Origin of the sequence: Pseudoalteromonas atlantica (assembly GCA_007988745.1) — a bacterium.
GTDB classification, from domain to species: domain Bacteria; phylum Pseudomonadota; class Gammaproteobacteria; order Enterobacterales; family Alteromonadaceae; genus Pseudoalteromonas; species Pseudoalteromonas atlantica.
In genome coordinates this window covers 294076-309706 of sequence record BJUT01000001.1, presented here as the reverse complement: position 1 = coordinate 309706, position 15631 = coordinate 294076, and the positions used below count along the sequence as shown (strand labels likewise).

12 protein-coding genes are annotated in these 15631 nt (G+C 37.7%); 7 read left to right on the top strand and 5 right to left on the bottom strand.

Annotated elements, in window-relative coordinates; translation table 11 throughout:
• The first annotated feature begins 2 nt into the window (after positions 1-2).
• From PAT01_RS01350 to PAT01_RS01320, 7 genes are all read left to right on the top strand, one after another.
• Complete coding sequence (locus tag PAT01_RS01350) at positions 3-1301, top strand: TadA family conjugal transfer-associated ATPase (protein ID WP_154944452.1); 1299 nt, start codon at positions 3-5, stop codon at positions 1299-1301.
• Positions 1294-2169, top strand: a complete 876-nt coding sequence (locus tag PAT01_RS01345; protein WP_154944451.1) for a type II secretion system F family protein — start codon at positions 1294-1296, stop codon at positions 2167-2169. The genes PAT01_RS01350 and PAT01_RS01345 overlap by 8 nt, the downstream gene beginning before the upstream one ends.
• Entirely contained in the window at positions 2166-2981 is an 816-nt protein-coding gene (locus tag PAT01_RS01340) for a type II secretion system F family protein (protein ID WP_055253567.1), read from the top strand. Before PAT01_RS01345 ends, PAT01_RS01340 begins: the two co-directional genes overlap by 4 nt.
• 9 nt (positions 2982-2990) lie before the next feature.
• The gene (locus PAT01_RS01335; protein WP_154944450.1) at positions 2991-4154 is read left to right on the top strand and encodes a hypothetical protein; all 1164 of its coding nucleotides are present in this window, start codon (positions 2991-2993) and stop codon (positions 4152-4154) included.
• Entirely contained in the window at positions 4151-6982 is a 2832-nt protein-coding gene (locus PAT01_RS20055; RefSeq protein ID WP_186807267.1) for a response regulator, read from the top strand. Before PAT01_RS01335 ends, PAT01_RS20055 begins: the two co-directional genes overlap by 4 nt.
• A 338-nt stretch (positions 6983-7320) precedes the next feature.
• Positions 7321-8145, top strand: coding sequence for an alpha/beta fold hydrolase (locus tag PAT01_RS01325; protein ID WP_154944449.1), 825 nt, complete (start codon positions 7321-7323; stop codon positions 8143-8145).
• Positions 8146-8610: 465 nt separating this feature from the next.
• Positions 8611-9387 carry a DNA/RNA non-specific endonuclease gene (locus tag PAT01_RS01320; protein WP_154944448.1) on the top strand — a complete coding sequence of 259 codons (777 nt, stop codon included), beginning with the start codon at positions 8611-8613 and terminating at the stop codon, positions 9385-9387.
• Between the two features lie 888 nt (positions 9388-10275).
• Here PAT01_RS01320 and PAT01_RS01315 read toward each other — a convergent pair.
• The 5 genes from PAT01_RS01315 to PAT01_RS01295 form a co-directional block, all read right to left on the bottom strand.
• Positions 10276-11235, bottom strand: a complete 960-nt coding sequence (locus PAT01_RS01315) for a sugar-binding transcriptional regulator (protein ID WP_004586535.1) — start codon at positions 11233-11235, stop codon at positions 10276-10278.
• A gap of 164 nt (positions 11236-11399) precedes the next feature.
• The gene (locus PAT01_RS01310; RefSeq protein ID WP_029772719.1) at positions 11400-12413 is read right to left on the bottom strand and encodes an ABC transporter ATP-binding protein; all 1014 of its coding nucleotides are present in this window, start codon (positions 12411-12413) and stop codon (positions 11400-11402) included.
• A gap of 10 nt (positions 12414-12423) precedes the next feature.
• The gene (locus PAT01_RS01305; RefSeq protein WP_004586533.1) at positions 12424-13254 is read right to left on the bottom strand and encodes a carbohydrate ABC transporter permease; all 831 of its coding nucleotides are present in this window, start codon (positions 13252-13254) and stop codon (positions 12424-12426) included.
• Between the two features lie 2 nt (positions 13255-13256).
• On the bottom strand, positions 13257-14129 hold the full coding sequence (locus PAT01_RS01300) for a carbohydrate ABC transporter permease (RefSeq protein ID WP_024033631.1): 873 nt from the start codon (positions 14127-14129) through the stop codon (positions 13257-13259).
• A 118-nt stretch (positions 14130-14247) separates the two neighbouring features.
• Positions 14248-15552 carry an ABC transporter substrate-binding protein gene (locus PAT01_RS01295; RefSeq protein WP_154944447.1) on the bottom strand — a complete coding sequence of 435 codons (1305 nt, stop codon included), beginning with the start codon at positions 15550-15552 and terminating at the stop codon, positions 14248-14250.
• Between the last annotated feature and the right edge of the window lie 79 nt (positions 15553-15631).

Here is a 15631-nt window from a genome sequence, read left to right as displayed (position 1 = left end):
CTATGTTTAATTTATCAAGTAAACCAGAGTCTGTAGAAACCAATTTAAATACCTTTGAATCACTTAAAAAAATTCTACACGATGCGGTAATTGAAGAGTACGAGCAAGACCCAAGTGCTTTGCTTAATGATGCGCTGCTTGAAAAAATATCTGCCCTTTGCAGTGATATTGACGAATTTGCACAATCATCATTTAACAGCCATCAACAAGCTCAAGTAGTACAAGCCGTTTACGACGAAATACAAGGTTTAGGGCCAATAGCGCAATTTATGCTGGATGACCAAGTAAGCGATATTTTAATTAACGATACGCAAAATATTTGGATAGATAAGCAAGGTAAATTGCTATGTACAGCCAGTAAGTTTGACGATGAACGTCACTTACGTCGTTTTGTTGATAGATTACTTGATAGTTGCGCTCGACAAGTTAACGCACTGACTCCCATTGTAGATGGCAAACTAAAAGATGGCAGCAGGGTACATATTGTGGTGCCACCGGCATGCACCAGTGCTGCTATTGTTTCGATTAGAAAATTTAACCACAAAAAAATTAACGATGATTTTTTAATCGACAATAAGTTTTTAAGCAAAAACTGCCTCACTTTTTTAAAAACCGCGGTGGCCTTAGGGGTGAATATTTTAGTGTGTGGTAATGCCGGCGCAGGTAAAACTACTTTGTTAAATGTACTGGCTAATTCAATAAATACTAACGAGCGGGTAGTAACTATAGAAGAAAGTGCAGAGCTAAATTTGCACCATAATCATGTGGTGCAATTAGAGGCGCACGACACCAACAGCGATGGTAAAGGTGCCGTTACCCTGCGTGATTTAGTAAAAGCGGCACTAAGAATGCGCGCCGATAGAATACTTGTAGGCGAAGTACGCGCAGGTGAAGTAATAGACATGCTGCAAGCCATGAACTGCGGCCACCAAGGCTCAATGACCACCGTACATGCTAATAGTGCAAGCGATGCGGTAACCCGATTATCAACGCTAGTGCAATTACATAACGCGCAGCTAAGCGACACTCACACCAGCGCATTAATTGCATCAAGCATTCAGTTAATTGTACAAGTTTCTAGAAATACAAACGGTGTAAGAACCCTAAAAAGTATTGGCGAAATAAAGCGAGTAGACGCACGTGCGCAATACTCTGCGCTGTATAGCGTAAGTGATACCGAGCAAGTAAATGATAAGGCAATTAGTACCTCAAGCGTGGTGAGCTTTATGCAAAGCCAAGGTGCCAACGCAAACGAAATAAGTGCATTACTGCAACCGGCCAGGGAGCGTAATTATGAATAAGCTTGATTACTTACTGGCCATAGCAAGTGTTATGTCATTTACCTTAGCACTGAGTGTTTTTATAACACTTAAAGTAAAAACACACGCTGCAAATACTAAGCACGAGGTTGATGTACTTGAAGAAAAAGACATTATCACAGTGTCACTGCGGGTACTTGGGATTAACATCAGTAATGCTTTATTTATAAGCGTTGCTTGCTCGCTTGCCACCAGTACTTGGTATGTTGCACAGTATTTTTACCCTCAAGCAACTACGAGTGCATTAATCGTTTCTTTGGTTGTATTTATAACCTGCTTTATAGTGATTATTGATTTAGCGCACTATAAATTAGCCAGGTTTGAGCACTTATTTTTAGAGTACATAGAAACCGTACAATCGTGTTTAAGTACTGGGCTTTCACTTGTTCAGGCTATGCAATTTGCCGACGAACACGCCGATAAATACATTAAACCGCAAAGTCATTTATTACTGCAGCGCTTAAATATGGGCAGTGATATACAAAACTCGTTTGCCCCTTTAATTAAACGCTACAACTGCGAAACCGTGCGGTTATTTGCACATAGCATAATTACTCATACACAAAGCCAGTGCGATTTAACTGACATGCTTAAAAGTGTATGCAAAATGATGTCGTTAAGAACGCTAGATCGCCAGCAACTCAAAGCTAAGCTTTCTGGTACTAAATACGCTGCGCTGTTTAGTGGCGTTTTACCCTACGCTTTAGTGCCTTTATTTAATTACACCGATCCAACCTGGTTCGATCCGCTGTTAAATAACCCCAATGGCATGGCCTTTATTACCGTTGCTGTGCTTTGCCAGTTATTTGGCTTTTTATGGCTTCGCCTAAGCTTGAGGGTAACGCTATGATAGACCTATTTTTATTTGTTGGCTTATTGGTAAGTATGGGTGCATTTATCCATATTCAAAAGCAGTCATTAAAGGCTGAGGTTCAGCAACCTATCAAAACCAATATAAATTGGTATCCATTAATTGTTATTTCAAAAAGCCAATTTAGACAAGCAGGGTATCAGTTAAATAAAATTTTATTGAGCATGTACTGCTTTAAAATGGCCGCCACATTTTGTGCTTATACTGCCATAGAGATCACTGGTTATGTATTAAGTACACCGCTTGTTGCCATTATCTGTTTTATTAGTTTTTTTGCGCCTGATATGTGGTTTTTATTTAAAAAAGGCCAGCGTAAAGTACAAATAAACAATAGCTTAGAGTTTTTTTTAAGTGTGCTGTTAGTGTATATGCGCGCTGGCTTTTCGCTAGAGCGCGCATTTGCTTTAGCGGTTGATCACGGGTTAAGTAAAAAACACCCTTTATATAAAGAGCTTAAACTATTTTTGTTTGAGCTCAGTGCCGGTAAAGACCGCGAAACAGCCTTTAATTCGTTATATGACAGAACAGGGGTCTCGGGTTTAAAAAAATTAGCTAATTTAATGCTTATTGGCTCTAAGCTTGGCACCCCGTTAATACAGGCGGTTGAGTCACAATTAGAAAGCTTTGCGCTTAAAAAAAATATTTTATTAGCTAAAAAAGTAAATAAAAAAGCATTGCATACCACCTTTCCCATTATCTTAATTTGTTTTCCTATGTTTTTAGTGCTGGTGTTTTTTCCTGCGGCGCTGCAGGTAATGAATGTACTAAAAATGCTGGTTGAAGTGCTATAGGAGCGCTCTATGAATAAACAATACCAACAGGGCTACATACTCACTATTGAGCTGATTTTAATTATTACCATTTTAATTATTGGCTCAATTGGTGGTGTTATTTTAGTGCGCGATGCACTTATTAAGCGCTATCACACAAAAGTAGATAACCAAATAACAGTGGTTGATGCTAATAACACCCCTTTAGGTATCGCCATTGGGTTTGATGAGCACCAAGCCCCTTTAATTTTTTACACAGACCGCCAAGTCAATGCAACATATCGCGCTTTAATTGGGATACGCGATGACAGGTTCACCTCACGAGAAGCCATTTATTACGATGCGCCTAATTGCCAAGGCAACCCGTGCATAAAAAGTTTAAGTGATGAGTTTTCAGATAGTTTAGGAGTTAGTAACACCGCTAATAGTGGCAATGTAAGTTATATCAATGCGCTACAGCAAGGCTCTAATTATGCCATTGGCCAATTAAGTAACTCCGTAATGGGGCAATTACTAAAAAGTACAGCATTAGCGTGCCCCGCAACAGGTGACGAGATTGTATCGCGCTATATGTCTCAAAAGGTGGTTACTGGTAACCCGTGCGAAAGCTTTTCAATTGCTAAACAACAAGCCGATAGTAGTTGCTTGGTTGGTGTAACTGCGCTTGGTAATCCGTTACTAGGCATAGACAGTCAGCAATTATCGCAGTCGTGCAATAGTTGCCAAACAGGGTATGAGCCGCAAGGCGATATTCTAGATTTATATTTGCCACAAGTTGAAGTGTTATTAGGAACCGCGCTTGATGCACTGTCGCTCATAGGTGTAGCAAGCAGTGTAGATGTAGAGCTAGGCGGTATTTGCTGCCCACAAGGTACGCAACTAGAAGAAGATGAAAATATAGTAGAAACACTGGTATTTACTATTTTAGAAACAACTTTTGAGCTGCTAGGTATCGATTTAATAAATAACGACATAATTATTCAAACGCTGGCCCTTATTGGCATAGAGCCTGGCGTAACTTACTGCGAGGCTTCGCTCAATTTAACCTCGGCAGAGCCGGTGTTAAATGCACAAGGCGAACCTGCTTTAAATAACTTACTTCCGCCATTTAGAGTAAAACTTCCATCACATACAAGTGCTAACAGCACGCGTTGGATTTCTACACCGCCGAAAGGTGAAGGAGTGCGCCCATGAACAGTTCATATGCAAATACTATAAATGAATTTAACAACACACAAATAGATGAAATAAAACAAGAAATAACCGAAACACTGGCCCTAATGAAGCAGTTTTACGATGTTTCTATTGTGAAATTCGTTGATTATAATGCCTTGTATACGCAACAAATTATTAGCTGCGATGACCCATACAAAGCCGACAGTGAATTAAATAGCTTGGCACAAACGTGCACACAAGAAAAACTCTACATAATTGAAGACACCTTATTTGACCCACTAACAAAAGGGCGCTGCCAACAGGTACGCTTTTACTCTCAATATCCCATTTATAATTTAGATAACAGCTTAATTGGCGTACTGATCATTGCCGATATTTCACCTAAAACACTTATTGGCTCTCAAAAAGAGCAATTTGTATCTTTTGCGCAATTACTGCAAACCCAGCTTAATAAGCATTTTACCCCAACTAAGACAATTAAACCGAGTGAGACAAAATCACTGAATCGATTTGTTCACTTATTTAGCTTAGCGCCGGTGGCCTTTTTAATTGCGCTGGTTATTTGCTCGTTCTCGGCTTTGCTTTTATATACGTTAGATAAAAAAGATAAAAAAAGTGCCTATGCCATACAAACTCAGCAGTTAAGGCAAACGCTGTTTGATGCATTAGAGCGCTTTGACAACCAAGCACTTTATATTACTCAAAAAGATAAAATTGTTGCAGGCTTTTTAAGAAGCCAACAAAGTTATACACAGCAACAATTAAGTGATTTAGTAAAAACGCAGGTATCAAGCAGTCTAACGTATAAAGGTTTTGTTGTATTTGATAATGACTATAAACAACTTGCCATATGGTCTAAAAACAACTTTGATTTAGCAGCTTATGGCTTTACTAATTGGCTAAACGCATTTTCAATGCGAGCAAATAAACAATCAGTAGAGGTATTTTCTGTAGCCGATACAGCGTTTTTAATTTCAGAGATAAACATGGGTAATAGCGCTATTTATACACTCACAGCCTTTGATTTAAGTAAGTTTTTAAATGCCATAATTGGTAAGCTAAATACGCAAAATTATAATTTATTTATATCAACCCCTCAGTTTATATTAGGTAGTAGGGGGGAGCTAAATGTTAAAACTATTCCTAACAGCATAAGCGCAGCAAGTAGCCGTTTTCCTGCTACGTGGCGCTTGCATGTGCAACCCATTAAACCGATAACGCCTGCTAATGTATCTAGGTTCGACTTATTTAAACTGGCATTAATTAGCTTAGCTATATTTGCATTTGTTTATTATTTTTTACGTTTACCAAGGCGCTTACATGACGAAATTAAACAAAAAAATACCCTTATACTTAATAGAGAATCGCTGTTTTCAAGCTCGCTTGATGCGCTGCCGCATGGCTTTGCCATTTTTAATAGTAACGAATTTCCGGTAATAACTAATCAGGCATTTAACGAATTGTTTTCTCATGTTATTCAAAACAATAAGCAATTAAGTTACAGCCAAATAATGAGTATTTCTCAACAAAATAATATTATTACCCATTATCAAGAACATAATAAACTAGCTAATGAACATAGCCAATTAATAGATATAGGATTTAGCGATGGCCGCTGGATCACCGTTGTGCAAAGGCATACCGACTTTGGTGGCTTTGTTTGTTACTTTAGAGATGAAACACAAGCGCATCAAAAAGAGTTATTACTTGCCAAAGTAGTAGAAAAATCTAAGCAAGCTAACCAGCTCAAAGATAAATTTGTAGCACGCTTAGCAATGCAATTAAAAGCGCCACTTAGTTCACTGCAATCTATAGTAGAGCTTAATTATAAAAACAGTAAAGCCAATTTTAGCAATGAGTTAGAAAATGCATGCACACAGTTAAGTTGTGTTGTGCAGCAGTTGGTTAATATAAATAAAACCGATACCGGTAAATTAAAGCTTAAAATGAGCGCTATTAATTTATCTGACTTACTTAAAAATACGGCCGGTATTCTTAATAAAGACTCTGATGATAAAAATATAATTATTAATAACAATGTGCCCATAGATAAAGGCATAAGCAGTGATGAAAAACTGATTATGCAATTAATTATTCAGCTGGCTAGTGAGCTTATAGAAAGCACACATCAAGGCAAATTGTCGTTAAATTCTGAGCTGATTAACGAGCAAGGTAAACATTATTTGTCGCTGGGTTTTTCTATAAATAACTTAGCAAATCAGGGGAGTTTTTATAGTCAGTTACAAATGGTATGCAAACAACAGTCTTTTGAAAGTGATATTAATTTTGATGCTACATTAGAGCTGCGGTTTTTTATCTCAATTTTTAAAATGCTCGGCGGTAAAAATATTACTGTGCACGAGCGCGGTAAAACAACATCTATTAATTTATCGTTATTAGTTAACACGGTAGAATTGTTACCCGTAAGTGCAAACAAGCAAGAACCCATTACTGTAACTACAACGCATACAGAATTTAACAACACCAAATCGTTGTTATTAGTTGATGATGAACCGCTCGTAGAAATGGTTATTAAAGCCATGCTGAAAGATGAAAACGTAGCAATAGATTATGCAAGCAATGCAATAGAAGCTATGTTGATGGTGTCGCAAAATAATTACGATATTATTTTAATGGATATTGTTATGCCAGAACTCTCGGGCACAGACGCGATGCTTAAAATAAAAAAACATAACGCAGACAAGCAAACCAAAATTATTGCCCACACTTCAGATTCTGACACAAATAGTAATTCTAAGTATGTTGAACTTGGGTTTGACGACATGCTTGAAAAACCAGTAAAGCAGCAAGTATTAATTAATAAAATTAAGCATTTGCTAAGCTAGTCCAAATTAAACAATATAAAACTGTAAAATACACAGGGCCTATTATTTTTAATAGGCCCAAACTGGCAGTAATTATTTCATGTAGCTGCTACTTTATTTCATAATTTTAAAAATGAAGGTTATTTTATAACTCTTTATTTTTTACTCTTTTCGCTTAACTCAAAATAAATCCTACTTACTATTAATAGCCGCAGACCGCATTTTAAAACGCTCTCAGGTTTTTGTAATTATTAAAACATCAAAAAAAATATTTTAAAAACAAGCTGGGATGATAATTGCTCATCTCTATACATACACAGGTTTAGGCTAAATTTTAAATATTGATGAGGATATTAAGTATGAGTAAAACACAAACCATTACCGTTGAAGGCCACAAAATAGCGTATCAAGAAATGGGCGAGGGCACACCTCTACTATTATTACATGGTATTCCGACTAACAAATCGCTATGGCGAAATGTTATGCCAACACTGAGTGAGCAACATCGTGTTATTGCACCTGATTTACTCAATTACGGCGAATCGGATATGCCAAAAAATACCGATGTATCAATTAATGCCCAATGCAAAATAATCAGTCAATTTATGGATGAGCTAGGTATTGCTAAAGCAAACATCGCCTCTCATGATATAGGTGGCGGAATAGCACAACTCATGGCGGTAAATTACCCAGAAAAAGTAAACAGCTTAATATTAATTGATAGTGTTTGCTTTGATTCTTGGCCAATACCCGAGTTTGAACCTTTGCTTGAGCCTGGTGTAGAGCAAGAAACATCGGTTGATGAGTTTGTTGATACGCTAAATGATTTTATGCCAAAAGGTGTATACGATAAAAGCATAATGACCGATGAGCTGAAAAAACAGTATTTAAAGCAATGGAGTAATGAGCAAGGTAAAGCAGCGTTATTCAATAATATGCGCCGACTTAATAAAGAGTACACACAAGCAATTGCCGGTGAGCTTAAAAGCTTAAAGCATGAAACCCTCATTTTATGGGGTGATGAAGATAACTTTCAAAAACCTAAATATGCACCTCAGTTAGCTCAAACCTTACCAAATGCAACACTAACTTGGATAGAAAAAGCAGGGCACTGGGTTATAGATGAAAAACCAGAACGAGTAACTTCGTTAATGGGTGAATTTTTGGCTGATAAAAAGTTTTAAAATACCTTAATTTATATACATGTTAGCCACTTTGGCTAACATGTATATAAAACCATGCCGTTTGAGCTGTATTAATTTTTATATAATTAGTTACTCAAACGGCTTTTTGTTTTCATCTATTTTTTAGTATTAAACCATTTAAGTAAAGTAGCTATTAATTGCTCAATATTAATACATTAAAAGTATGCGTAAACGCTTTATATCAGGGTGATTACGCATAGAAAATCACAAAGAACTCAATTTAACATAATACATATAGGTATATAAAAACCCCTTTATTCGCTAGGTCTACAAACAACGTTACTACGTTGAATATAAGGCGAGGGTAGCTGTATACTCGCGACTTTTATTAGTAATACCAAAAGCCTAAGACGATATTATTGTATTTATAAACAATTAGTTAGATACATATTGCTGTAATAATGTACTGCTAATTTTTACCCTCATTTAATTGAGGATAAAACAATGAAGACAATAATAAAGGCATCAATAGTACTTACAGGTTTATGTTTTGCGCACAGTGCAAGTGCAGACAATTGTTTACAAGGTTGCCCAACAGGTTTAGATAATGGTAATACAATTGAGCGAAGTATTTATACTTTAAAAAATAATCGTTATACAAAGTTTGCAGATTGGGTGGCTTACCATGTTACGACTAGCACTATGAGTGGACCATCGAGAAGCAGAAGTTGGAAAGCTGATCCTGATCTATACTCACACTATACGTTAGAGCCTAGTGATTACACCGATGCATATGCAACAATAAATACCGATAGAGGCCATCAAGTTCCATTAGCATCTTTTAGCAATACGGATGATTGGAAACTAACAAACTTACTTTCTAATATTACGCCGCAATCATCCGCATTAAATCAAGGCCCATGGGTTAGGCTTGAATCTGCAGTGCGAAATCACGTAGGAAATGGAAATGATTTATATGTAGTAACAGGTCCATTATACGAATATTATTTTGCAGAGTTACCACAAGCTAACGAAGCGCATACCATTCCAAGTGGCTATTTTAAAATTGTTATGCAGCAAACTGGTAGCACAATTAAAGCATCGGCATTTATTATGGAGCAAACAGCAAGTCGCAGTGATAACTTTTGTAATACCGAAGTAAGTATTGATGAAGTTGAATCGCGCTCGGGTATAAATGTAATGCCAAACTTATCGTACAACAGTGCACAAACAATTGAATCATCAGTGTATGGTTTAAGGTCTGAACTAGGTTGTAACTAATTCATATTATTTTTGCGTTAAGCCTTAGGTTTTGAAGAAAAATCTAAGGCTTTAAATTAAACCTGATATGAGGCGTAATAAATTCTTGTAGCAGTAAGTTAGCTTTAAATAAAATGATAGAAACGAAAATTACAAAATTTGAGCCTGTTTAAAAAAGGTAATTAATTTTCATAAAGGGAGTATAGAGGCTGCAATATGGAATTTGTAATTGCTAGGCTTTATAAGATTAAAAGACTACATAAATATTAGCAAAAATTTCGGTGTAAAAAGTAGTGCGTAAGTTGTTGTTAAAAGTTACTGTGCATAACAATTTAAACGGTTAACTGAAAGACCAACTTTAAAACGACTATTACTCAAAACACCAAAAATAGGGGTTTATACGTAATTAATAGAAGCATAGTTACTTTGATTATGTATTAATTTACCGTATTTAACATAATATAAATTATAGGTAGTTATGTATATTATAATAAGGAGCGCGTATTACACTCCTACTATGTCCAATACTAGACGGTATCGGACATTAAAGTTGTTTTTGCCAAACTATACCATGCCTTACTTTGCTAAGTGCTTTTAGTTTATTTCTGGTCATTACGCTTTTATTTACACTCAAAACTTTACTAACAATATTACTTACAAATAACTTTAAGCATTGGCTACTTTAAAATTTTAACCACAGCAGTTTTTGATTTGCTATTTTCATCAACGTTCTTTCAGTTCGGCGCTCTTTTATTAAAGCGCTATTTAAAACGTTTTATAAAAAGCCTAAATTTATTAAAACTTTATTGGTATTTTAAATGAGCCTGTTAGTTTTCCTTTTTGAAAAATAAAGGCTCATTCAGTCAGTTAATATCCGTAGATTTTAAAAAGCTAGCTAAACAACCTTAGCTAATCCATACTTAAAATACGTTCTGCTGTGTATTCGTTAGTAATTAAACCGCTGATCATATTTGATCTAACTGCACCAAGTATCGCAAGTACTTTATCTTCACCGGCGGCTATAGCGTAAATTTGTTTATTACCTTCAATTTTTAATGGCGTACTGGCAACACGTTGGTTTACAGTGCAGTCAATTAATTGGCCGCGTTTGTCGTAAACCCAGCTGATCATTTCACCCACAGCCCCTAAATTTTGTAGCTCTTTTAGCTCTTGCTCATCAACAAAGCCATCAATATGCAATGGCGATTTTTCGCCTAGGCTACCTACACCCACAAACGTTACGTCGGCTTGAGTGGCCAATTTTAAGTTACTGGTAATATTATGTTGTGAATGCAATTGCTGTTTTTCTTCAACACTTCTTGGTAATACAGGAAGCGGCATTGGGTAATGCTTTGCATTTATATGCTCGGCCATTCTAACGACTACATCATAAGGTGAAGCGGACCCATCAAGTGCCATGTTACCTAGCATCGCCACTACTTTGTGTTGGCTACAATCTAACGTTGGCAGTTCATCAACGCATGCACGTAATACACGCCCAGTACCCATAGCTAAAATTTTTGGTGTTTCTGATTTTAAATGGCGTTGTATTTCAGCAGCCCCGGCTTGCGCTAAACCCACTGTAGAGTTTGGATCTGAGCCATCGCTAGGCACTACTTCACAAGAGTCTAAGCCAAAACGGCTTTTAATTTTTTCTGCTAAATCCATACATTTAGCAATAGGATGATCGAGCCTTACTTTAATAAGCCCTTGGCTTACAGATAATGCCACCATACGTTGAGCAGATTGACGAGATACATTGAGCTTTTTGGCAATTTCGTCTTGTGTTTTACCCGCAACATAATAGAGCCACCCTGCTCTAGCTGCATCATCGAGCTTACGTATTTCTGTATTTGATAGCTTTGCCACATAAACCTCTTATTTTGATAAGCCGCTTAGTTTTAGCGATAAATCATTTTATAATATTTGCAAATATATCATTCATTTATAAAATGCCGAAGTGTCACATTAATTTAATAACCAATACTTTAGGTAAATTTGCTATTCCTAAAGTATTGGGTGAAAACGGCGGATTAAACTGTTGGGTTTTTAATCGTTAACCCATTTTTATCAAATCTATGTACCTTGTGCTCAGGCGCACTTAAATAAATTGTATCGCCATATTGTAGTGGGCAATCGCCATCTGCTTTTACCGTAACCGTACTGCCATCGTTAATAGTTACATGTAAAAAGCTTTCAGAACCTAAATGCTCGATAACGCCTACAGTACCTTGCCAAGTTCCTGACTCAGTTGAAATTTCAAAGTGCTCAGGACGTACACCCAAACTGTGCGTTTGTGCATGGCTATCGTTATCTACTTCAATAAAGTTCATTTTTGGTGAACCAATAAAGCCTGCAACAAATTTATTTACTGGGTGCTGATACAGCTCAAGCGGCGTTCCGACTTGCTCAATAATCCCACCATTAAATACTGCAATTCTGTCTGCCATTGTCATCGCTTCAACTTGGTCATGTGTTACATAAATCATTGTTGTAGCTAAGCTTTTGTGTAGCTCAGAAATTTCTAAGCGCATATTTACACGCAGTGATGCATCTAAATTTGAAAGCGGTTCGTCAAACAAAAAAGCCGACGGTTGCCTAACAATTGCACGCCCTATTGCTACACGTTGGCGTTGCCCGCCCGATAATTGCCCTGGTTTACGGTCTAAGTAATCAGTTAAATTAAGTATTTTAGCGGCATTTGCTATTTTACTTTCAATTTCCGCAGGGCTTACTTTTGCACGTTTTAGTGGAAACGCAATGTTATTGCGTACACTCATGTGCGGGTACAAAGCGTACGACTGAAATACCATAGCTAAACCACGTTTTGCCGGTGGCGTCTGTGTTGCATCTTGGCCATCAATCTCAATTGTCCCGCTGGTTGTGTCTTCCAATCCGGCAATCATACGTAGTAATGTTGATTTACCACAGCCCGATGGCCCTACAAATACAATAAATTCACCGTCTTTTATCTCTAAATCAAGCGGTTTAATTACGTTAACTTCATCAAAACTTTTAGTTACTTTTTTTAGTGTGATGCTGCCCATGTGTGTTCTCCTACTTTACTGCGCCAAAGCTTAAGCCGCGCACTAATTGTTTTTGACTAAACCAACCAAGAATTAATATTGGCACAATGGCCATGGCAGATGCTGCCGACAACTTGGCGTAAAATAACCCTTCTGGGCTTGAGTAACTGGCAATAAATGCCGTTAGTGGTGCGGCATTCGCAGCGGTTAAAATGAGTGTCCAAAATGCTTCGTTCCATGCCAAAATTACGTTTAACAGTAATGTTGAGGCTATGCCAGGTAATGCGATTGGCAGTAATACATGAAATATTTCTTCACCAATAGTTGCACCATCCATTCGTGACGCCTCTAAAATTTCACCCGGAATTTCTCTAAAGTAGGTGTATAACATCCATACCATAATCGGTAAGTTTATTAAGGTCATAACAATAACTAAGCCCAGTTTTGTATCTAATAAAGCAAAGTCTCTAAAGAGTAAATAAATAGGAATTAACACCCCTACCGGCGGGAGCATTTTTGTAGAAAGCATCCACATAAGTAGGTTTTTAGTTTTTTTCGTTTGCACAAACGCCATTGACCACGCGGCTGGTACGGCTATTAATAAGCCCAATAAACTTGAGCCTAGTGATATAACCACCGAGTTCCAAAAGTGATCAAAATACGGCGAGCGGGCTAACACATCTTGATAGTTTTCCAGTGTCCAATCAAAAGCAAATAACGCTGGTGTGGCTGATATTGCTTCTGCTTCGGTTTTAAAACTGGTGATTAATGTCCATAAAATTGGGAAAAATATCATCCCACTGATGGTCCATGCTGCCAGGGTATAAATTAGTTTTGATTTTTTATTTGCTGCACTAGCCATGATTAACCCTCTAAGTTTTTACCAATAAGGCGCATTAAAAATATGGCTACAATATTGGCAATAATTACTGCAACTATGCCCCCTGCTGAGCCCCCGCCTACATCAAATTGTAATAACGATTGGGTATAAATTAAGTAAGTAATATTGGTTGATGCATACCCAGGCCCGCCACTGGTTGTCACTAAAATTTCTGCAAAAATAGAAAGTAAAAATATAGTTTCAATTAAAATAACAGCGGTAACAGCGCGTGATAAATGCGGCAGCACGATGTAAAAAAACTTACTAAAAGGCCCTGCACCATCTAAATCGGCAGCTTCGAGTTGTTCGCGGTCAAGGGATTGAATTGCCGTGAGTAATATCAACGCTGCAAACGGTAACCACTGCCAAGAAACAATAATAATGATTGAAAACAAAGGCATTTGCGCAAAAAAGTCGATAGGTTCAAACCCGAGCCAAATTGCAAAGTGTGCAAATAATCCGTTTACAGGGTTCATAAACATGTTTTTCCACACCAAAGCCGATACGGTTGGCATAACAAAAAATGGGGCGAGAACCATAATACGAACATAGTTTCGCCCCCATATTGCTTGGTCGAGGAGAACAGCTAAACCGATACCACCACAAATGGTGATAGCTAATACACCCGTTACTAAATAAAGGGTATTAAAAAAGGATTCAACAAATGCGGGATCTGTTAAAAAAAACTCGTAGTTTAAAAAGCCTACAAATTCGCGTTCACCAGGAATAAGTAAGTTGTAATCTACAAACGAGAAATAGAGTGTCATGCACAGCGGCACTATCATCCATCCTAGTAATAAAATTACACTAGGAAATAGCATTATGCGTGCAAGCGTACGAGACTGTGTAGTTGCCATATCAGTGACCTTCAAAAAGTCAGCATTAACCTTAGCAACAACGACAAACGGCTACTAGATAACATGCTAATGCTGACGAAAAATACGAGGTAAGTGTTAAACTTACCCGCCTACTTATTTATTTTGGGTAACGCGCTTTACGCATTGTGCGCTCAACTAGGCGTTGTGATGTGTTAAGCGCTTGCTCAACAGTCATTTGCCCAGTAAGTGCAGCGGAAAACTGCTGCCCAACAGCAGTGCCAATACCTTGAAATTCAGGGATAGCAACAAACTGAATGCCAACATAAGGCACGGGGTTAACAGTAGGGTTTTTCGGGTCGGCCGAATTAATAGAATCAAGCGTTATTTGTGCAAACGGTGCTGCATTCATGTATTGCTCGTTTTCATAAAGTGATGCGCGAGTACCCGGCGGTACTTTTGCCCAGCCTTTGTTATCGGCAACTAATTGGCTGTACTCTTTTGATGTAGCCCAGCTAATAAATTTCATTGCAGCATCAGATTTTTTACTGCTAGAAGGAATTGCAAGTGTCCATGACCATAGCCAGTTACCACGTTTACCTAGGCCATTATCTGGTGCAAGTGCAAAGCCTACTTTATCAGCGACTTCAGAATCTTTTTTATTGGTTACAAATGCGCCAGCAACCGTTGCATCAATCCAAATACCACATTTACCCGTTTGAAATAACGCCAGGTTTTCGTTAAACCCATTCGCTGACGAACCCGCAGGTCCAGACTCTTTCATAACATCTACATAGTACTGGAGTGTGGCTTTCCACTCAGGGGTGTTAAATTGTGGTTTCCAATTTTCATCAAACCAGCGAGCGCCAAACGAATTTGCCATTGAAGTAATTAAAGCAACATTTTCGCCCCAACCAGCTTTACCGCGTAAGCAAAGGCCATAAACACCTTCATCTTTATTGGTCATCGCTTTTGCAGCTTTTTGAATAAAGCTCCACGTAGGCGCGTTTGGCATTTCTAGGCCGGCTTTTTCCATTAGGTCTGTACGGTACATAACCATAGAGCTTTCGCCATAAAATGGGGCCGCGTATAATTTGTTATCTATCGTTAAACCACTGCGAATAGCCGGTAGTAAGTCATCAACGTCGTAATTTTCACCTAGGTTATCAAGCTCAGTTAGCCAGTTTTGTTTACCCCAAATTGGCACTTCATATGTGCCAATTGTCATTACATCGTATTGGCCGCCTTTTGTGGCAACATCGGTTGTTACACGTTGACGTAAAATATTTTCTTCTAGTGTTACCCATTTTAATGAAATATCTGGGTTTTGTTCTTCAAAATGATTGCTAAGCTCTTTCATGGTGATCATGTCACCATTATTAACAGTGGCAATGGTTATGGTTTCTTTAGCGGCTACGTTAATAGCCATAATTGAACACGCGAGCATTAATAATTTAGTTTTCATCGGGTTAACCCTCATAAATATGTTAAATGACGCTTAAAAATAACTGTAAAGCGCCTTAGTAAATAAAGCGGTGAGTAAT

Excerpts from the sequence above, each read along its gene's own strand:
- PAT01_RS01300 (WP_024033631.1), bottom strand. The coding sequence starts at position 14,129 with ATGGCAACTACACAGTCTCGTACGCTTGCACGCATAATGCTATTTCCT.
- PAT01_RS01320 (WP_154944448.1), top strand. The coding sequence starts at position 8,611 with ATGAAGACAATAATAAAGGCATCAATAGTACTTACAGGTTTATGTTTT.
- PAT01_RS01310 (WP_029772719.1), bottom strand. The coding sequence starts at position 12,413 with ATGGGCAGCATCACACTAAAAAAAGTAACTAAAAGTTTTGATGAAGTT.
- PAT01_RS01295 (WP_154944447.1), bottom strand. The coding sequence starts at position 15,552 with ATGAAAACTAAATTATTAATGCTCGCGTGTTCAATTATGGCTATTAAC.
- PAT01_RS01345 (WP_154944451.1), top strand. The coding sequence starts at position 1,294 with ATGAATAAGCTTGATTACTTACTGGCCATAGCAAGTGTTATGTCATTT.
- PAT01_RS20055 (WP_186807267.1), top strand. The coding sequence starts at position 4,151 with ATGAACAGTTCATATGCAAATACTATAAATGAATTTAACAACACACAA.
- PAT01_RS01335 (WP_154944450.1), top strand. The coding sequence starts at position 2,991 with ATGAATAAACAATACCAACAGGGCTACATACTCACTATTGAGCTGATT.
- PAT01_RS01340 (WP_055253567.1), top strand. The coding sequence starts at position 2,166 with ATGATAGACCTATTTTTATTTGTTGGCTTATTGGTAAGTATGGGTGCA.
- PAT01_RS01305 (WP_004586533.1), bottom strand. The coding sequence starts at position 13,254 with ATGGCTAGTGCAGCAAATAAAAAATCAAAACTAATTTATACCCTGGCA.
- PAT01_RS01350 (WP_154944452.1), top strand. The coding sequence starts at position 3 with ATGTTTAATTTATCAAGTAAACCAGAGTCTGTAGAAACCAATTTAAAT.
- PAT01_RS01325 (WP_154944449.1), top strand. The coding sequence starts at position 7,321 with ATGAGTAAAACACAAACCATTACCGTTGAAGGCCACAAAATAGCGTAT.